Consider the following 19891-nt stretch of genomic DNA (forward strand, 5'->3'; position numbering starts at 1 on the left):
CTAAGCTCAATTAAATCTCAAATTACGAGTCAGTGCGATTCCGATGCTCTGTACATCGATCGTAGTCTCAGGTCTGAAGATGTGATTGTAATAGGCAAATACATTCCAATTGTAATTGTGATACCCTACCATAGGCCGAATGTAAGCACCACCTTTATTCTCGGAACTCACGCCTGTCAGGAAGGTATAACCCAAATCAGTACCTACGAAAATACCTTCTGGCTGGGGATAATAGCGCAATAGAAGGCCTAAAGGAATAGCGCCGAAACCATCATTCATGCCTTGATATCCCGGTGCCTCAGACTTTTCAAAGTATTGGGAATATCCTGTGGCAACTCCGACTCCAAAATTATTTGTTCTCAAAAATTGAGCTGCAACATCGATCCCAAAAACAAATGAGGAATAATCGGAAACAGGTCCAGAGGGTGCTGCGATCAGACCGCCAACTTTCAGCCAAGAGTTGGATTGGTCAATTTCTTCCAGACTTCGTTCCGTTTGGGCAAAAGCAGGAAGACTAAATGTCAAAGCAAATGCTAAAAGGTAAATTCTTTTCATGATTTCGTTATTTACCTTACCCACTCCAAAGGCAGTGCCCCCTTGCCCTGAATTAGAAAATCATGCGATGAATTCCCATTAAATGCCCTTTAGAGCTAGAATGAGTCTTGTGCTCTAGTCGGAGGAAAAATACATGCAAGGAACCAGTACCCATCTGCCCGGTTAAAAATTCCCCACTTAGAGGCAAAAGACCTACAGTGTTATGAAAGTTGAACCTCAATTCCTACATGCTCTGGGGGAAAATCCTACAATGGATTTGAAGCTTCGATTGAAATAGGAGAGATTTTCGAAGCCAACACGATAGGCGATTTCAGAGATCCCCAGATCAGTCTCAACCAGAAGTTTTTGAGCCTCATTGATTCGAAGCTGAACGACATATTGGGTGAAAGTTTTTCGGGTCCTCAGTTTGAAAAACCGACAAAATGCTTCCTTGGATAAGTTCGCTTTGGATGCGGCTTGTTCTAGTGTAATTTTCTGAAAACGGTTTTCAAGCAAAAACTGCATAACCTGATTCATGCGACTGCCGTCTCTCTCGGATAGGCCACGCATCAAAACCGATGCATTCAGCTGATGCAATTCGCCATCTGCCTGATCAAGAATAGATAAAAGTTGAATCGCTAGCTGGAGCCGATTCAGGCCTTCACTTTTACCAAAATCTGAAATGACCTGCTTTGCTGTTTCTGCCGACTTGCCTACAAGCTGGAAGCACAGACCTGCATATTCTTGGAATTTTTTTAAAGGCTGAAGTTCATCCACCTCTCCCATAGCTTTGCCCAGCGTAGCCAAATCAAAGAATACCGTATTCCCTTTCGAGCAAAGTGCTGTGTCAGGTTCGAAAAACTCCAAATCATTCCGAAAGACATGAGGTACATTTTCCCCTAGAAAAAAAACATCACCAGGTTGAAACCTCCCCACATAATCCCCACTGAGAAACTGACCTTTTCCCTCTAGAATAACTGTCAACTGCAATTGGGGATGTTGATGAAGTTTGTCGTAGAAATGCCTACCGCGATCCTCTTGATACCGCACAAATTCCTTTTGGGATTTGGGGACTTGAAAGGAAATTACTTTTGCCATAGGTTAAAAATGGTATCATTTTGAGACAAATCAAAAGTAAGGTCATAAAATTTGGTCAATATTGTATTAATATAGATTAATCCAGTGAAAGACTGCTGCATCCGGGCTCCATACCTTTAGTGTGTAATTTGAACCTTCATCTGTCCTCAGTAAGTCCTGAGGCTAAACTCAATAAACTATGAACTGGAAAGGCGTATTCCCCGCAGTCACGACCAAATTTCACGCAGACGGAAGTCTCGATATGAATTTATTTTTCAAAAACCTGGACTTCCAGCTGGAAAGCGGAGTTCACGGGATCATACTTGGAGGGACTTTGGGAGAAAGCTCAGTGCTATCTCAGGAAGAAAAAATCACCCTCACTCGGGAAACGGTTAACTACATCAAGGGCAAAGTTCCCGTGGTCCTCAATATCGCCGAAGGAGCGACTCAGGATGCACTTTTTTGGGCCAAAAAGGCGGAAGAACTCGGCGCCTCAGGATTGATGATCTTGCCTCCGATGCGCTATGGCGCAGATGCCCGAGAAGTAGTCACCTACTTCAAAACCGTCGCCAACTCCACCACCTTGCCAATGATGATCTACAACAATCCAGTGGATTACAAGACTTTGGTGACACTGGATATGTTTGCCGAATTGGCCGAATGTCCCAATATCCAGGCGGTAAAGGAATCAACAAGGGATATTTCCAATGTGACCCGGATGATCAATCGATTTGGAGACCGATTCCAGATTCTATGCGGCGTGGATACCTTGGCGATGGAAGAATTGCTGATGGGAGCTGTAGGATGGGTTGCAGGATTAGTCTGTGCTTTCCCTAAGGAAACTGTCGCCGTTTATAACCTGGTCCAAACTGGTGAAAATGAAAAAGCAAGAGAAATCTATCGTTGGTTTTTACCGCTTTTGGAACTCGACATTCACCCTAAATTGGTTCAATACATCAAACTAGCCGAGCAGCACTGTGGGATCGGTTCCGAGCATGTCCGTGCTCCACGGTTGACCTTGATCGGTGAAGAACGAGAAAGAATTGAGCGAATAATTACCGAAGGCTTGGCAAAAAGGCCGAAATTGTAAAAAAGCAGGAAGCTTGAAGACGGAGCTTGTCTTCTGACGTCGGTTTCCCGTCTTAATTCAATCTTTCAATTTATAACCTTTTATTTCCATGAATCTCGACACCATTTTCTACGAAGCCCAACAGGCATTTTTGACTTATAAAAACCTATCAGCAACGAAAAAAGCTGATTTTTTGGAAAAAATCGCCGAATTACTTGAGGCCAACCGAGGTGCTATTGTGCTGATGGCCTGCAAAGAATCCAACCTTCCGGAGGGGCGAATCAACGGTGAATTGGGCAGGACGATTGGCCAGATTAAACTTTTCGCCAATCTGGTCAGAGAGGGAAGTTGGGTGGAAGCCACTATTGATCCTGCAGATCCTAATCGCGCACCACTTCCTAAGGCAGATATTCGGCGAATGCTGACTCCTCTTGGCCCTGTGGTTGTTTTTGGTGCCAGTAATTTCCCTTTGGCCTTCTCTACAGCTGGAGGGGATACTATTTCTGCTTTGGCAGCAGGATGTCCTGTCATTTACAAAGGGCATCCTGCGCATCCAGATACCTCAAAGTTTGTGGGACAGTGTATATCCCAAGCATTGGAAAAATCTGAGCTGCCGGCAGGAGTTTTTACCCATGTGGAAGGTGGGGTAAAAATGGGTCAAGATCTAGTCAAGCATCCCTTGGCAAAGGCAGTTGGATTCACCGGATCCTTTTCTGCAGGTAAATCATTATTCAATATCGCTGGTAATCGGGAGGTGCCAATCCCCGTATATGCGGAGATGGGTTCAGTCAATCCGATTTTCACTTTCTCTCAGCGTCTTGCCAATGAATTGGTTCCGCTGGCGCAAAGTTTTGTCAGTTCGCTTACATTAGGCGCTGGGCAATTTTGTACCAATCCCGGTTTGATTTTCGTGCCAAAAAGCCTTTCTGATCGCTTTTCCAATGCAATTTCAGAAGCTATCACAGGCGTGTCCCCTGCACCCATGCTTCATGAGGGTATCGCGGATTCGTATTACAAGGCATTGACAGAACTTCAGCTCAGATCTGAACTGAATTGGGTCAAAGTACCTGATGCCAAGCATCTCATCAATGCAAGTCCGGCTTTGGCTGAGATCAGCGTGCAGGATTGGTTAAGCGACGATCAATTCCAAGAGGAAGTCTTTGGTTCGTTTGCCATGATGGTCGTCTATGATTCTGAGGCAGATTTGATAGCTGTTGCCAATAAACTTCACGGTCAGTTGACGGTTACACTTTGGGCAGATACGCCAGAACTGCAAGCCCATGGTGAACTGATCAATCTCCTAGAAGAAAAGTGTGGGCGATTACTGTTTAAAGGTGTGCCAACGGGAGTTGAAGTAGGCTATGCCATGCAGCACGGCGGTCCCTATCCATCCACTACTGATTCTAGGAGTACTTCGGTTGGTGCGTACGCAATCAAGCGATTTGCCCGTCCGATTGCATTTCAGGACATGCCTCAGGAATTATTGCCGGATGCTCTTCAGGATGGTAATCCTCTGGGAATTATGCGATTGGTAAATGGAGAATTTAAAAAGTGAAATACAATCAAACCATCATGGAAATAAGTCCCGCAAGCGGGACAAAATAGGATCGCTCTGCCTGAGATGGACTGGAATATTTCACTGAGCGAAGCGAAGTTTATTTCTAAGTATTTCTACCATATTTCTAAAACCATCGAATTAAAAATGTCTTCCCGCCATACCTTTAGTTGCATAGATGCCCATACCTGTGGCAATCCCGTTCGGGTAGTTTCTGGTGGTGTTCCTTTTCTGAAAGGAAATAACATGCTGGAAAAACGCCAATATTTTCTAGAAAATCTGGATTGGATCCGTACCGGATTGATGTTTGAGCCGCGTGGTCATGATATGATGTCGGGCTCGATGCTTTTCCCTCCACATGATCCTGAAAATGACTTTGCAGTCCTATTCATCGAGACTTCAGGCTGCCTCCCGATGTGCGGTCATGGTACGATCGGCACGATCACCATCGCTATCGAGGAGGGCTTGATCCATCCCAAAACTCCGGGTTTTCTGAGAATGGAGGCTCCGGCTGGTTTGGTTTTGGTTGAATACAAGCAAGAAGGGAAAAAGGTAAAATCAGTCAAACTGACTAATGTTAAAAGCTTCCTCGCTGCCGAAAATCTGGAAATTGAAACTGATGAACTCGGAAAATTGACCGTGGATGTGGCTTATGGGGGGAATTTCTACTGCATTGTCGATCCACAGGACAATTTTCATGGAATCGAGCACTACCGAGCCGAACAGCTGATCTCCATGGCACGAAATCTCCGGCAAAAGATGAATGAAAAATACGACTTTGTTCACCCGGAGCACGATAGGATTCGAGGACTTTCGCATGTCCTTTGGACAGGAAAAACGCTTGATCCGACGAGCACGGCCAGAAATGCCGTTTTCTATGGAGACAAAGCAATTGATCGTTCACCCTGTGGCACAGGTACTTCTGCACGGATGGCACAGTGGTTTGCCAAAGGCTGGCTCAAACCGGGTGATGAGTTTGTACATGAAAGCTTCATCGGTTCCAAGTTTATCGGTAGGATTGAAGAAGTAACAGAAATCGCAGGCAAACCTGCCATCGTCCCAAGCATCGAAGGCTGGGCAAAAGTTTACGGATACAATACCATCATTCTGGACGACGACGACCCGTATGTTCATGGATTTCAAGTAATTTAAAAAAGACGCTGGACATAAAACCTAAGTATTAAGACTTGCAGTAACCAAACTGTCTTACCTCTTGATACTTACTACTTGATACTTCAAATGAAGCCAACACTTATCATCGGCGGCGGAATCGTCGGACTTTTCTCTGCATACTTTCTTCAAAAAGAAGGAGTTGAAGTATCGATTATTGATCGAACTGATTTGAAGGATAATTGCTCCACTGGAAATGCCGGTATGATTGTTCCCAGTCATATCATCCCTCTTGCAGCTCCGGGAATGATTACCAAAGGGATTTCCTGGATGTTTTCTTCCAAAAGCCCATTTTACATTCATCCTCGACTCGATTTCAAACTTGCCCAATGGTGCATGCTTTTCTTTAAGGCAGCCAACGAGACGCAAGTAAAAAAGGCCATTCCATTTCTTAAGAATCTTAGCCTGCTCAGTAAAGCACTGTATCTGGATTTTCGTCAGGAGCATCCAGAATCTGCAATTGCTTTGGTGGAAAAAGGGCTAATGATGGCCTATCAGACCGAATCGATGGAAAAGGAGGAGGTGGAATTTGCTCACCTCGCCAGAAAGTACGGACTCGAGGCGGAAATTCTAGGTCCGGAAGATCTTCGAAAAGTAGAGCCAAATCTGGAACTCAAAGCTCGGGGTGCAGTGCTTTTTCCAGGTGATGCCCACTTGGATCCAGGGGCTTTGTATAGCTTTTTGAAAAAGTATCTGGAGGAAAAGGGCGTAAAATTCCTGACCCAGACTCAAGTCTTAGGATTTGAAAAATCAGCGTCGAATGTCGACGCAGTTATTACCGACAAGGGAAAAATCGAGGTGAACAAAGTATTGCTCTGTGGTGGATCCTGGTCGGGTGAATTGGCCAGAATGCTGGGGTTCTCCCTCCCTATGATGGGGGGAAAGGGATATTCGTTTATCCAAAAAAACCGGCCTGAGATCAAACAGGCCACGATTTTGACTGAACAAAAGGTGGCTGTAAGTCCCTATGGAGAAACGATCCGCTTTGGGGGTACGATGGAAATCGCCGGAACGAATCAGTCCATAAACATGAATCGGGTGAAGGGGATTTTTGAATCGATTAATCGTTACTATCCCGATTTTGAAGCTAAGTTTCCTGAAGAAAATCAGATTTGGAAAGGTTTGCGTCCCTGCTCTCCAGACGGACTTCCCTACATCGGCTTTTCACCTACCTGTTCCAATGTACTCGTAGGCAGTGGACATTCCATGATGGGAATTTCTTTGGCTCCTGCCACGGGTAAAATTCTAGCCGAACTGCATCAGCAGAAAGATTCGTCGATAGAAATTCAGGGATTTGCTGTAGGGCGGTATAGTTAAAAGTGCAATCAACCAATTCACATGACGCAGGTCTAGGTTGGGCTTGAATTCACAAAAAGTGTACTCCTTGAATCGTCCTAAAAAATAAACCCTCTCAAGCGGTCATTCCTGAGAGGGTTAAATCACGTGAATAGTAAACTCAGAATCCTACAAATGCAGGCGGCTCGACGCCTTTAGCTCTGAGATATGCGATTGCAGAACCTCGGTGATGGGTGCTGTGATCCATCAAAAGCGCTTCGACTTGGCGTCTACTTACGGTGTTGCCGAATACCTCGATTTTTTCACCTGCATCAGCATCACTCAGTGCTTTAACACTTGCAGCTCCATAATCATAGGCTTTGGTCACAAATGCCGTCAAGGCAGCCCGGTCAGCAGTAGCCAAATCCAAACTTGGAGTATCTGCAGCACCTTTTAGAAATCCCTGTGAAATCCCCACAATGGCGACTCCGATATGATGAATTTGCTCCTTGAAAGACATGGCTCCGGGATCCGTTTTGTAATCCATCCCTGAGTCAGGCATTTTTGCCAAGACATCAAGGGTGAATTTTTTGCTGTTTTCCCATTTGCTCAAAAACTCTTCCTTGGTGGTCTGAGCTTGGGCCATTGCTCCGAAGAGCATCAAAGTCGCAGAAAAAAGTGCGACAAAAGTTGTTTTAACTGACTTATTCATAGGTAAATGATTTTGGTGGAATGTTAAAGTTCAGCTATTGTCCAGTCAAATCAAATGGAAAGCCTAATTTTGATTCATGAAAAAAAATCTGTTTTTCGCGTTGATCCTGATAGGAATAAGCTCTTGCGAAAAGACTTGGCTTCCCAAACCTCCCGGATACAATAAGATAGACTTACCCAATCACCGCTACGAAAAATTGAGTGGGGATTACCCCTACGAGCTGGAATTTTCTGAAGCAAGTCAGGTGGAGCCAGATTCTTTTAATCTTGCCGAGACAGCATGGATTAACCTTAATTACAAAGATTTTGGAGCTAAGGTCCATCTGACTTATAAGAAGATTGATGAAGAAAACACCAAATTTGAGACCCTTTCGAATGATGCGTTCAAACTGACGGCCAAGCATCAGATCAAAGCTTATGGTATCGAAGAGGGAATTCTCCTTACCCCAAATGGGTATACAGCAGTTGTTGCCGAGCTTTCTGGAGAAGTACCCACACAGTTTCAGTTTTTTGTCACAGATTCGACCAATCATTTCCTTCGAGGAGCCTTGTATTTCAATACAGCGATGAAAAATGATTCCTTGGCGCCGGTCATCGAATACATCAAAATTGACATGGCTCACTTGATGAATTCAGTAAAGTTTATTGATTGAAAAGTCAGCGAACTGAAAAAAAAACCTGCCTCAATTCATTTGAAGCAGGTTTTTTAGGTTAAATGCGCAAGTCCATTAGCGCATCGATTTCCAAGACTTAATGATCACAAATCCTCCTGTCAAAGCAACCACCGCGGCTATAAATCCCGGCAGCATATTTCCATAAATGAAAAATCCCGTCGAGAAGAGTGCGGCATATACCATTACAGTTCCAGTGAGCATCAACCCGATTTCTTTGGGAAGCCTTCCTTGTTCTTGCTTTTCGGCAGGATATCGGTCGAGAACTTTTTTCCAGCCATAGGCAGCCGGAGTTACTTTTCTGTAGAATGACAGGAGGATTTCGTCCTTTTCAGGTTGGGTCAAAAACGTCACCAAAAGCCAGCCAATTGTAGTGATCGAAACTGAATATACCAGTTTCAAATAGGCTTGATTTTCAGGGATCAGGATCCAATTTACTTTTGGATTAATCACTTCGAAAAAGATCGCAACTACAAAGGAGATTGCCATTGCAGAAATCTCAGTGTAAGCATTAATCCTCCACCAAAACCAGCGAAGGATAAAGATCAAACCTGTACCTGCACCGATCTGGAGCAAAATATTGAATGCGTCAAGCGCAGAAGAAAGCGCCAAAGCAAGAATGGCTGAAAGCACCATTAACAATACTGTGGAGCTCCTGCCTACTGCCACCAGTTCCTTATCTGAAGCTTGCGGCTTCATGAACCTGAGGTAAAAGTCATTGACAATGTAACTAGAGCCCCAATTTAGGTGAGTGGAGAGTGTGGACATCACCGCCGCAATCAACGAAGCCAACACGATTCCGATCAAGCCAGTCGGCAGGAAAGTCAGCATGGCTGGGTAAGCCAAATCATCCCCAAGCTTATCTACTGGGATGTCGGGAAAAGCAACCTGAAGATCAGCAATCGTCGGGTAGACGATCAAAGATGCCAAAGCAATCAAAATCCACGGCCAAGGTCTCAGTGCATAATGCGCAATGTTGAAGAATAAGGTAGCTCCGATTGCATTTTTCTCATCTTTTGCAGATAGCATCCGCTGAGCAATGTATCCCCCGCCTCCAGGCTCAGCACCCGGATACCATGTTGCCCACCATTGGATGGCAATAGGCATGATAAACAAAGGAATGTAGATGTTGGGATCACTGAAATCGGGAAGGAAATCTAGCTTGGTTGCGACCACGTCATTGGCTAAAAGATTCCCCAGCGAGCCAATTTCCGGTAAGTCTAGAATATAGTAAGCTGCTCCAAACGAGCCAATCATTGCGATGAAGAACTGGAAAAAGTCTGTCAGTAATACCCCTTTTAATCCACCTAAAGAACTATAGACCACAGTGACGATTGAAGCAATCAGGAGGGTTTGAACAGGAGTGAGTCCTAGCATGACCCCGCCGATTTTGATCGCAGCCAAAGAAACGGTAGCCATGATCACCACATTGAAAAATAAACCGAGGTAAATGGCACGGAACCCTCGGAGAAACGCCGCTCCTTTACCGGAATAGCGCATTTCATAGAACTCCAGGTCGGTCGTCGCTTCTGATCTTCTCCAAAGCTTGGCATACACAAATACAGTCAACATCCCGGTAAGCAAAAAAGCCCACCATGCCCAGTTACCTGCCACACCATTTTTTCGGACAATATCCGTCACCAAATTGGGCGTGTCTGCAGAGAAGGTGGTCGCAACCATGGATACACCAAGTAGCCACCAGGGCATGTTTCTACCTGAGAGGAAAAACTCCTTGGCAGAGCTTCCTGCTGACTTGGCAGTGAATAATCCGATCAAAAGGGAGATGATAAAGAAGGCTGCAATGATGCCCCAATCCAAGGCGGTCACATTCATAAGGTCTGGGTTTAATTTGGCCGACAATTAACAAAAATTTTTTCTGAATGATGAAATGCTTTTTTAATATTTTTGAAAAATAGGGCGTGAATTTGTTCCTACTAGGATCATTTACTTTTCTCAGATTCAAATTCTGCAAAATTTCTTTCTTCCCGCTATTTTCGTCCCATGAATTCAGACCTAATCTCCCAAGTAGCCTCTGCCTACTCTTTTTTGGAAAACCTGAACCCTCGTGTCGTTCCTTTGGGTGAAGGATTAATCCATGAGACCCTCTTGATCAGTTCTGGCGAAAACCGATGGGTATTGCAGGGATTTAATGAGTCTGTTTTTCGTTATCCGGAGCGGATAGATTTTAATCTTTCGCTATTGAGTTCGCATGCAGAAAATCAAAATTCAGCATTGCCATATCTACTTCCCTTACCGCTTTTGAATAAGGAGGGGAAAGGGTTGACAGCCATTTCTGGTAAAAAATATCGACTGTTCTCATTTGTCAAGGGGAAAACTCTTCAGCAAATCGAAAGGATTCAAGAAGCCTACAAGGCCGCGCAGGCTTATGGAGAATTTGCCAGTTGGGCCAAAGCCATCACTGGAAAATCAATGCAAGAGACAATTCCTGATTTTCATCGCTTGGATCTTCGTTTTGAAAAATTGAAGGAGGTAGCGTTAAAAAAAACAGAATTGACTCCAGAAGAAAGTGATATCCTGCAATTTTATCTGAGCCAAGTGCCGCTGATTAAATGGTACGTGGATCAATTGGCACACTTACCACTTCGGGTCACGCATAATGATACGAAAATCAACAACCTGATTTTTTCAGAAGATCTCAGTAAAGTGGAGGCTCTGATTGATCTCGATACCCTCATGGGCGGATTCCTAATGTATGATTTTGGAGATTTGGTCAGGACTGTAGCCTGCAGTCTTCCCGAGACATCCATCCAATGGGAGGGAATTCAGTTGCATCCTGAGATTTTCGAAGAATTGCTAAAAGGGTACTGGGAGGGAGTAAAAGATTTTGCTTCGATTGAGGAGGCAAGATCCTTGCTTTTTGGAGGTGAAATCATGACCCTCATCATGGGTTTGCGTTTTTTCACAGATCACTTGCAGGGCAATATTTACTACCGCGTCAGTTATCCGGAGCAAAATTTTGACCGGGCAAAAAATCAGATGATTTTCCTCCAGAGTCAGCAAAAAAATAGACCGTCTTTAAGAGATGTTTGGACCAAAGTGACAGGCTTGGATTTTTGATTTCTGACAATTGCCAGCAAAACCTTGGCTTTTGAATGGACACAGCCTTAATTTGCTTTTCCCCAAAAAACAGCTCCCTTGACCGGAATTTTTGAAACAAGAATCGAATACCTGAAAGGCGTCGGCCCTCAAAAAGCCGAATTGCTCAATAAGGAGCTGAATATTTTCACTTATGGGGAAATGCTCCAGCACTACCCATTCCGCTACGAGGATCGGACGAAATTCTTCAAAATCCGGGAGCTTCATGATGATCTGGAAAGTGTACAGGTCATAGCTCGAATCAAAAACATTGAACTTGTAGGAGCCGGAGGAAAGCGGAGGTTAGTCGCACATGTGTTCGATGATACCGGTCAGATGGAGATGACCTGGTTCAAGGGAATACAATGGGTTCAAAAGAAGCTTTTGGCTGGTGCGGCATATATTTTTTTGGGAAAGCCCGCGCAGTTTGGACGTACTTGGAGCATGGCACATCCGGAGATGGAGCCTGTGACTTCAGCCAATGAAAAGCGAAATAATTTTCAGCCGGTTTATTCGACCACCGAGAAGCTCCGAAATAAGTTTCTCGACTCCCGGGGTATCTCAAAAATCCTCGAAGTCCTCGTCCCAGCAGTATATCCGCATATCCCAGAGACACTTTCTCCCGAAATTCTTGAGCAATATCAACTGATTGGTAAGCAGGAATCGATTCGGCAGATTCACTTTCCAACAGCTCCTGACTTGCTGCAGCGGGCTAGAAAGCGGCTAAAGTTTGAAGAGTTTTTTTACTTGCAACTTCGCCTGCTCATGCTGAAAGTTACCCGTACCGAAAAGTCCCGTGGACAGGTCTTGGGCAATACAGAGTTGTTAACAGATTTCTATAAAAATCACATTCCTTTTGAACTTACCAATGCTCAAAAGCGGGTGATCCGGGAATCTTTTGCGGACATGAAGTCAGGTAAGCAGATGAATCGCTTGATTCAAGGGGATGTGGGAAGTGGCAAAACCATGGTGGCTTTTATCTGCACACTGATTGCAATTGGCTCCGGCGCCCAGGCTTGCCTGATGGCTCCGACGGAGATTTTAGCCAATCAGCATTACGAAGGGTTGAAGCAATATGCGGATATGATGGGGCTGAAAATCGCACTTTTGACTGGCTCGGTCAAGAAGTCAGCCCGCAAAATTATCCATGAGGAATTGAGATCTGGGGAACTGAAAATCCTAATCGGAACTCATGCCTTGCTAGAGGACATCGTCCAATTCAAAAATCTGGGACTGGCGATCGTGGATGAGCAGCACCGATTCGGAGTAGCCCAGCGCGCTAAACTTTGGGCGAAAAATGAAGAATTCATTCCGCACGTTTTGGTCATGACTGCTACGCCCATTCCCAGGACCCTGGCAATGACCCTATATGGTGACTTGGATGTGTCAGTGATCGACGAGCTGCCTGCTGGAAGGAAACCCATTCAGACCGTCCACCGCTATGATAAGGATCGCCTGAAAGTCTTTGGATTTATCAATGAAGAAGTAAAAAAAGGACGGCAAGTCTACATCGTCTACCCCCTGATCGAGGAGTCGGAAAAGATGGATTTGAAGAATCTGATGGATGGATATGAAAGTATCTCAAGGGCTTTTCCACAATATCCCCTAAGCATCGTGCATGGTGGGATGAAATCTGATGCCAAAGACTACGAAATGCAGCGCTTCATCAAAGGTGAAACCAAAATCATGGTAGCGACCACCGTGATCGAAGTGGGAGTCAATGTGCCAAATGCCTCCGTGATGATCATCGAAAATGCAGAGCGGTTTGGACTTTCCCAGCTGCATCAGTTGCGAGGCAGGGTGGGAAGAGGTGCCGAACAAAGCTACTGTGTGCTGATGAGCAAATTGGAATTGTCAAAAGATTCTCGAATTAGGCTGGAGACGATGGTTCGCACAAATGACGGCTTTGAGATTGCTGACGTGGATTTGAGACTCAGAGGTCCGGGAGATCTGATGGGTACACAGCAGAGTGGGATTACCGATTTGTTGATCGCAGACCTGAGCAAAGATGCTCCATTATTGACATTAGCCAGAGATGCGGCACAGCAGCTGTTGACAAATGATCCAGAACTTAAACAGCCTGAAAATTATGCCATTCTTCGACAAGTGAAACAGCAGAAGACTACGGCGGTGAATTGGAGTAGAATCAGTTGAATAACGAATTATGATTTTTGATTTACGAGATCAATATTTCCTTCAATCCATGTTTTCAAAGGCTAGCTTTGGAGAAAAAGCTCGAAATAAGTTTTGATATCTTAATTCGTAAATCTTAATTCGTAAATATTCAAGCAATCACTTTAGCTCTTAGTTTTTTTTGAAAAAAGCTTTCCAATTCTCCGGAATATCTGCTTTTCTTTTTCCCAGAAGAAATTGAATTGCCCGAAAATAAAGCCGTAAATCAGTAGAAAAATCTGGTATAATGGTAGAATCAGGATCAAATAAAGGACGGTGTTGATAAATCCTTGCCCACCACCACGCTCGATACCGAAGAAGTTTAGAATTGGATTTTTGATAAACAAAATAGTAAAACCCGTGCAGGCAAAAACCACCAAAACCAACACCACTTGAAGCAAGCTGTCGAGTTTCCACTTGGTCTGGAGGCGCTGAAGAAATCCGGGTTTTGGGTTTTTTTCATCCATTGGACAAAAGTAATGAGATTGATTCCAAATAAAAGGGCTAGAAAAAATCCAGCCCTCATTCTGTTTCTGAAAATTGTATCAATTATTCGATACTGCTACAATTTTTCAATTTTCAAATCTTCCAATTTTTCAATCATCACCAGCTAAAAACCCCTTCATTCAGGCTCTTCAGTGCCGGAATTTTGTATTGGGCATCAACCAAGATTGAAACATTGTGCCTGCTGCCTCCATAGGAGACCATACGCACAGGAATATCCACCAGCGCATCCATCACAGATTTGATCGCTCCTTTGGTCTCTGATACCATATTCCCTACGATGCAGATGATCGCCTGATTCCGGTCAACTTCCACCGAGCCGAAGGCCTGGAGTTCCGAAATGATTTGCTCCAAATGGCTCAAGTCATCAATCGTCACGGATACGGCCACTTCGGAAGTGGTGATCATGTCGATTGGTGTCTTATACTTTTCAAAAACTTCAAAAATCTTTCTCAAAAATCCATAAGCCAACAGCATTCGGCTGGATTTGATTTTGATTGCCGTGATCCCGTCTTTGGCAGCGATGGCTTTTACACCTGTCGTCTCCACTGATTCCTTGATCAGGGTACCATGTGCGGATGGCTCCATGGTATTGAGCAGGCGGACGGGGACATTGTAAAGCTGTGCAGGCCAAATGGAGGCAGGATGGAGGATTTTGGCACCGAAATAAGCCAACTCAGCCGCTTCATCAAATGAAAGCTCTGCAATCGGGCGAGTGCGCTCTACGATTCTCGGGTCATTGTTGTGCATGCCATCGATATCGGTCCAAATCTCACAAACTGAAGCCCTGATCGCTGCAGCGATAAGTGAAGCTGTGTAATCGCTTCCGCCACGCTTCAGATTGTCCACCTCGTTCTTGTGGTTTTTGCAGATGTATCCTTGCGTGATAAATAGTCTTCCTTTGGGATGTTGAGCAAGGATGGCGGAGAGTCTTTCCGAAATCCGATTCAATTCTGGTTCGGAATTTTCATCTATGCTCATAAAATCCAATGCTACCAAGAAGACAGCAGGAATCTCTAATTCCTCCAAAAGTGTATAGAACAACTTCGTGGAGAGCAATTCGCCCTGAGCTAGTATATCCCGATTGATCGCTTCATTGAAGGATATTTTGAGTAGTATATTCAAAAACTCAAAATGCTCACGGATAATGGCTTCAGCTTTGGCCTGAGTAGGTGCTTTTTTCAGCAGAGCTGGGTAAAATTCAAGATAATGAGCATGAAGCGTATCAATACGCTCTTTCGCTAAGGATTTGTCTCCAGCCGCTAAGGCATCACCGATTCCGACTAGAGCATTGGTCGTGCCAGAAAGGGCTGAGAGCACCACGATGGTAGGTTCATCACCTCGGGTAATCAGGTCTTTCACCTGGTGCATTCGCTCAGGACGACCCACAGAGGTCCCCCCGAATTTCATGATTTTCATGGGTCTACTAGTATTAGGTTTATAGGTTTAATTTAGAATCCAAGCATCTTGATAGCAGTAATGGCTGCCTCATCCCCTTTGTTGCCATGCTTTCCGCCAGCACGATCCATCGCTTGCTTTTGGGTATTTGGGGTCAAAACTCCAAAAATCACTGGCTTGTTGTACTTTAGGCTGACAGTGGTAATTCCGTGTGCCACAGCATCACAGATGAAATCAAAGTGGCGCGTCTCACCTTGGATGACGCAGCCCAAGCAAAGTACTGCATCAATTGTTTCATCCTGCGCACACCATTGTGCACCAAGGGTGAGTTCGAAGGAGCCGGGCACATACTTTCGGATGATGTTCTCTTTTTTGGCCCCATGGTGTAGCAGTGTCTGATAAGCTCCTGAGTACAATGCCTCAGTCACTTCATCGTTCCATTCAGAGACGACGATGGCAAATTTCTTTGAGCTGATATCCTGAATGTTTTTTGAGCTGTGCTCGCTGAGGCTTTTAAGTGCAGTGGCCATGATGGATAGGATTTGGAATTTTTTGAAATAAAAAAAGAGTAAGACCCCGGGCCTTACTCTTCTAATTTATGCGGTACGCACCAGCATTACTTAGCGGCAAGGCCTTCCAAGCGTGCTTTGTGTTTTCGTGCAGCAGCGTATTCGAATGACTCGTAGTACTTGTCCTCGATTTCAGTATAGGTGGCAATTGCATCCGCAATTTTACCGGCTTCTTCCTGAGCGATGGCAAGTTTTGCCAAATACTTTGGTGAAGTGAATTTGTTTTCGTTGGTACGGGCTGCTTTAGTATAGTTAGAGATGGCAGCATCAATGTTACCAAGTTCCAAGTTGGCATCTCCGATCAAGGAATATGCTTTGGACTGAACTAAATAATCATCTGAAGAGAATTCTTCCAAATGCGTCAAAGCATCCTGAAAGTTTTTCTGAGATAGATAGATTGAGCCCAAGTAGAAATGCGCAAGATTTGCTGCATCTGTACGTGGATAATCCTCAACAATACTCAAAAATCCTTTGTTGATACCGTCACCGTTGATGGCAAAATCTACACTGTCTTGCTCGAAAAAGTACACTGCCTGAAACATCTCAGCCTGCGCCTTCTCATTTTGATTTTGATTATTAATCTGGAAGAAAAGAATTCCACCGATCAGGATGATAGCTACTGCGATCACTCCGCCTAAAATTTTACTGTTTTTCTTCAAAAAAGCTTCACCTCGGCCTATTCGCTCAGCGAGTACTTCCGGGTTTTCAAATACCTCGTTCTGGGATGCTTTTTTAGATTGCTTAGTTGCCATGTTACTCAAATTTCGGTCGCAAATATACGGTTTTTATCAAATACACAAGCCCAAACAAAAAAGCCATGAAATCGGAAAGACTTCATGGCTTTCAATGTATTTGGACTCGGTTTATTCCATTACAAAGGGATAATCTTCCTGGACATAGACATCTTTGAATGCATCCTGTCCATCAGGCCAAGGCGACTCTTCGGCAAATTTCACCGCGTCATCCACTTGTTTTTTCACTTTCTTAATGATTGCCTCGATTTCTTCTTCAGTCAAAATGTTGTTTTCACGGATCGTAGCCAATACCTGCTCGATCGGATCCCGCTGCTTGTATTCTTCTACTTCCTCTTTGGTTCGGTATTTCTGAGGATCAGACATGGAGTGACCTTTGTAGCGGTAGGTTCTGAATTCCAATAAGGTAGGACCATCGCCTCTTCTTGCTCTTTCAGCAGCCTCTGATACTGCTTCGTGAATCGCTTCGACATTCATTCCATCCACAGGGAAGGAAGGCATGTCATAAGATTCGCCAAGTTGGTAAAGCTCAGTCACATTGGAAGTTCTGGCTACGGAAGTGCCCATGGCGTATCCGTTATTCTCGATTACAAAAATCACAGGAGTCTTGTAAAGCATCGCAAGATTAAATGCCTCATGAACTGCACCTTGTCTTACCGCACCATCTCCCATGTAGCAAATTGCAAGGTTTTTGGTGCCCATGTATTTTTCGGCAAAGCCTAGACCCAAACCCATCGGTACCTGTGCTCCAACAATCCCGTGACCTCCGGCAAAATTTCGCTCTTTGTCAAAAATGTGCATGGATCCACCTTTACCTTTGGTGGTGCCGGTCGCTTTTCCAAACAATTCAGCCATCACAGCACCAGGATCTGTACCTAGTCCCAGTGGATGTGCATGACATCTGTAAGCCGTGATCCACTTGTCATCTTTGGTCAAAGCGCTGATAGAACCTGAAGCACAGGCTTCCTGGCCGATATAAAGGTGACAGAACCCACGAATTTTTTGCTGACCATACAGCTGTCCAGCTTTCTCCTCAAACCTCCTCATTAAGAGCATACTTTCGTACCAGAAAGTGTACGTCTCCTTTGAATATTTTACCTTGGACTTGGTCGCTGCAGTTTTCTTTGCCATATCGTACTGATCAAAATATGCTATTTTAGGCCTCAAATATAGCAATCCCGACCTAAAAATCAGGCAGCCACTCAAATAATTCCCTCCCACATGCATCTGGAGTCTTTGGATCTTATCCAGTTCAAGAATCACCTCAAAACCGTTCTGAAGTTTAGTCCTCAGCTCAACTCCATCATGGGGCTCAATGGGAGTGGAAAAACCAATATTCTAGATGCCATTCACTACTTATCGCTGACCAAGAGCGCGGTACAGAGTAGCGATACGCTGAATATCTCTCACGGTCAGGATTTTTTTGCCATCAAAGGGAAATTTCAGATTGAAGAAAAACCACTGGAAGTTCGCTGTACTTTCGAGGCAGGAAAAAAGAAACAAATCTACCAAAACGGGAAAACCCTTGACAAAACCAGTGAGCACGTAGGAATGATTCCGCTGGTCTTGATCGCACCGGATGACACCGAACTGATCAAGGGGGGAAGTGAAGGGAGAAGGAAGTTTTTTGATGGAATGATTTCACAGCTCGATCATCCTTACTTGGATCAACTGATCCGATATCACCATTTTCTCAAGCAGCGGAATGCGCTGCTGAAGCAATTTGCAGAGACAGGAAGGCGGGATTTGACCCTGCTGGGAAGTTATGATCAGGAACTGATTCGGCTGAGTATCATTCTTGCCATGCGCCGGGCAGAACTTTTGGAGCAAATGGCTTTCCTTTTCCAAGATCATTATTCTGAGATCTCCAACGGTACAGAAGAAGTCTCGGTCAGCTACCAAACCGAAGCCTTGAGGTCTGATTTTGCGGAATATTTTCTTAGCCTGCGGCAAAAAGATCTTGCTACCAAAAACAGCAATGCGGGAATCCACAAGGATGACTATGACTTCTTGATCGGAGAGCACCCCATCCGAAAGATTGGCAGTCAGGGACAGCAAAAGTCTTTTATCATCGCGTTGAAACTGGCCCAGTTTCAGATTTTTGAGGAGTACAAAGGTGAAAAACCCTTGCTACTCTTGGATGATATCTTTGACAAACTAGACGATGAGCGAATCTCAAAATTGATGGAATTGGTATCCAAAGGGACCTTCGGGCAGATCTTCCTGACCGATGCCCGGCCTGAGCGGTCCAGAGGGATTTTGGGAAATCTGGATACTGAGGTTTTCTTTTTTGAGGTGGAAAAGGGGGAAGTTAAAAAGTAAAAAGAGGTCGAAGACCGTTATAATTCCAAATCAACGGCTGAACAAATGTCCAGCCGTTGATCATGAATCAAAACGAATAACGATATCCTAAAAGAGTTGAGAAGTAGCTCCCGCTGAAGAAGTATTTATTTTGAAAAGTTTGATTCTCAAATTCTATTCGATTTAAATCAATCACGATGGAAGGTTCTCGAAGGTCTAGACCCCATTGCGTTGTAAAACTAATTCTAGATTTACTTGACAGTTCATAGAACAAACTTATTTCAGGTCTCAAGACAAAAGTAAACTCTTCTATGTATCTCTTGCCACCCAATTTTACAGGTACCCTTGGTTCACCGCTTCCAAGCCTGACAATTTGAAGCTCACCTCCTTGATAGGTATATTCCTCATTATTTGTTAAACTAAACAAAAAGGCAGTTCCCAGATTTAAGCCAAACTTAGGTAGAAAGTGCACGTCATAGGACATTTTAGGACCTAAGCTCCAATAGTTAGACCTTACACCTCCTGAGTTACTTTCTGGATCTAAAGGAAAATATCTTGTATTGATGTCAAATCTGTGATAACTCAAATCCACTCCAAATGATAGTTTGTTGGTTGAATTTTTCATTAAAGAAATCCCATAGAATCTGTTATCAACAGTTTCAATTTTTAAATCAGGAAAATTACCCTGATAGGTAAAATTGGTAAAATTTGCACCAGTTCTAAGTTCAATTGAAAGATTAGATTGTGCAATCACAGGCAAGCTTAGGCATAGGAAAATTAGCCATAAACAATAGTTTGTTACCTTTCTCATCTTAATAACCTTTATCAATCTTTTTCAAATTAAATTGCCAGAATGATCCGTTTGAAGAATAACCATGATTTCCACCAGGTTCGCCATAAAATTGACTTTTCAGATTAGTTGTACAACTAAGCCCCCCCCAGGTCATACTGATGAGTAGGGCTACTTTCAAAACGTTTGCTTTGTTTTTCATATTTTAAAGAAAGTTAATGCTTCAAAAACCACTAAAAAATACCCT

19 protein-coding genes are annotated in these 19891 nt (G+C 44.1%); 8 read left to right on the top strand and 11 right to left on the bottom strand.

The features are described 5' to 3' along the window. Positions 1–6: 6 nt before the first annotated feature. Both DK188_RS03275 and DK188_RS03280 read right to left on the bottom strand, forming a co-directional pair. Positions 7–555, bottom strand: a complete 549-nt coding sequence (locus tag DK188_RS03275) for a hypothetical protein (protein ID WP_111669335.1) — start codon at positions 553–555, stop codon at positions 7–9. A 216-nt stretch (positions 556–771) separates the two neighbouring features. Beyond that, complete coding sequence (locus tag DK188_RS03280; RefSeq protein WP_111669336.1) at positions 772–1632, bottom strand: AraC family transcriptional regulator; 861 nt, start codon at positions 1630–1632, stop codon at positions 772–774. 178 nt (positions 1633–1810) lie between these two features. Between DK188_RS03280 and DK188_RS03285 the strand changes: the two genes are divergently transcribed. The 4 genes from DK188_RS03285 to DK188_RS03300 all read left to right on the top strand — a co-directional run bounded on the left by DK188_RS03285 (position 1811) and on the right by DK188_RS03300 (position 6722). Beyond that, the gene (locus DK188_RS03285) at positions 1811–2701 is read left to right on the top strand and encodes a dihydrodipicolinate synthase family protein (RefSeq protein WP_111669337.1); all 891 of its coding nucleotides are present in this window, start codon (positions 1811–1813) and stop codon (positions 2699–2701) included. An 88-nt stretch (positions 2702–2789) separates the two neighbouring features. Continuing rightward, positions 2790–4235 carry an aldehyde dehydrogenase (NADP(+)) gene (locus tag DK188_RS03290; RefSeq protein WP_111669338.1) on the top strand — a complete coding sequence of 482 codons (1446 nt, stop codon included), beginning with the start codon at positions 2790–2792 and terminating at the stop codon, positions 4233–4235. 147 nt (positions 4236–4382) lie between these two features. Beyond that, entirely contained in the window at positions 4383–5387 is a 1005-nt protein-coding gene (locus DK188_RS03295) for a 4-hydroxyproline epimerase (RefSeq protein WP_111669339.1), read from the top strand. An 87-nt stretch (positions 5388–5474) separates the two neighbouring features. Continuing rightward, entirely contained in the window at positions 5475–6722 is a 1248-nt protein-coding gene (locus tag DK188_RS03300; RefSeq protein WP_111669340.1) for an NAD(P)/FAD-dependent oxidoreductase, read from the top strand. A 139-nt stretch (positions 6723–6861) separates the two neighbouring features. Here DK188_RS03300 and DK188_RS03305 read toward each other — a convergent pair whose 3' ends face one another. Then, on the bottom strand, positions 6862–7392 hold the full coding sequence (locus DK188_RS03305; RefSeq protein ID WP_111669341.1) for a DinB family protein: 531 nt from the start codon (positions 7390–7392) through the stop codon (positions 6862–6864). Positions 7393–7468: 76 nt separating this feature from the next. On the opposite strand from DK188_RS03305, the gene gldD reads away from it, so the two are divergent. Further along, positions 7469–8044 (top strand): gliding motility lipoprotein GldD, encoded by a 576-nt coding sequence (gene gldD, locus DK188_RS03310; protein ID WP_111669342.1) that lies wholly within the window; start codon positions 7469–7471, stop codon positions 8042–8044. Positions 8045–8119: 75 nt separating this feature from the next. Here the strand turns inward: gldD and DK188_RS03315 are convergent, their stop codons facing one another. Further along, complete coding sequence (locus DK188_RS03315) at positions 8120–9895, bottom strand: sodium:solute symporter family protein (protein ID WP_111669343.1); 1776 nt, start codon at positions 9893–9895, stop codon at positions 8120–8122. Between the two features lie 168 nt (positions 9896–10063). On the opposite strand from DK188_RS03315, the gene DK188_RS03320 reads away from it, so the two are divergent. Together DK188_RS03320 and recG are read left to right on the top strand one after the other, a co-directional pair. Then, positions 10064–11140: a phosphotransferase enzyme family protein gene (locus DK188_RS03320; protein WP_111669344.1), complete on the top strand. Its 1077-nt coding sequence runs from the start codon at positions 10064–10066 to the stop codon at positions 11138–11140. A gap of 78 nt (positions 11141–11218) precedes the next feature. After that, positions 11219–13312 carry an ATP-dependent DNA helicase RecG gene (gene recG, locus DK188_RS03325; RefSeq protein WP_111669345.1) on the top strand — a complete coding sequence of 698 codons (2094 nt, stop codon included), beginning with the start codon at positions 11219–11221 and terminating at the stop codon, positions 13310–13312. Between the two features lie 143 nt (positions 13313–13455). On the opposite strand, the gene DK188_RS03330 is transcribed toward recG, so the two are convergent. The 5 genes from DK188_RS03330 to pdhA all read right to left on the bottom strand — a co-directional run bounded on the left by DK188_RS03330 (position 13456) and on the right by pdhA (position 17684). After that, on the bottom strand, positions 13456–13797 hold the full coding sequence (locus tag DK188_RS03330) for a DUF6787 family protein (protein ID WP_111669346.1): 342 nt from the start codon (positions 13795–13797) through the stop codon (positions 13456–13458). A gap of 136 nt (positions 13798–13933) precedes the next feature. Continuing rightward, a complete protein-coding gene (locus DK188_RS03335) occupies positions 13934–15253 on the bottom strand; it encodes an aspartate kinase (RefSeq protein WP_111669347.1) in 1320 nt (439 codons plus the stop codon). A gap of 32 nt (positions 15254–15285) precedes the next feature. Then, on the bottom strand, positions 15286–15762 hold the full coding sequence (gene ribH / locus DK188_RS03340) for a 6,7-dimethyl-8-ribityllumazine synthase (protein ID WP_111669348.1): 477 nt from the start codon (positions 15760–15762) through the stop codon (positions 15286–15288). 86 nt (positions 15763–15848) lie between these two features. After that, positions 15849–16553, bottom strand: coding sequence for a tetratricopeptide repeat protein (locus tag DK188_RS03345; protein ID WP_111669349.1), 705 nt, complete (start codon positions 16551–16553; stop codon positions 15849–15851). Between the two features lie 111 nt (positions 16554–16664). Further along, entirely contained in the window at positions 16665–17684 is a 1020-nt protein-coding gene (gene pdhA / locus DK188_RS03350; protein WP_111669350.1) for a pyruvate dehydrogenase (acetyl-transferring) E1 component subunit alpha, read from the bottom strand. Positions 17685–17774: 90 nt separating this feature from the next. Here pdhA and recF point away from each other — a divergent pair, with 90 nt between their 5' ends. After that, positions 17775–18875 (top strand): DNA replication/repair protein RecF, encoded by a 1101-nt coding sequence (gene recF / locus DK188_RS03355; RefSeq protein WP_111669351.1) that lies wholly within the window; start codon positions 17775–17777, stop codon positions 18873–18875. A gap of 67 nt (positions 18876–18942) precedes the next feature. On the opposite strand, the gene DK188_RS03360 is transcribed toward recF, so the two are convergent. Together DK188_RS03360 and DK188_RS03365 are read right to left on the bottom strand one after the other, a co-directional pair. Beyond that, positions 18943–19614 (bottom strand): hypothetical protein, encoded by a 672-nt coding sequence (locus DK188_RS03360; RefSeq protein ID WP_111669352.1) that lies wholly within the window; start codon positions 19612–19614, stop codon positions 18943–18945. A gap of 52 nt (positions 19615–19666) precedes the next feature. Next, positions 19667–19846, bottom strand: coding sequence for a hypothetical protein (locus DK188_RS03365; protein ID WP_111669353.1), 180 nt, complete (start codon positions 19844–19846; stop codon positions 19667–19669). Between the last annotated feature and the right edge of the window lie 45 nt (positions 19847–19891).

The sequence above is a fragment of the Algoriphagus litoralis genome, assembly GCF_003259255.1.
Classification (GTDB): domain Bacteria; phylum Bacteroidota; class Bacteroidia; order Cytophagales; family Cyclobacteriaceae; genus Algoriphagus; species Algoriphagus litoralis.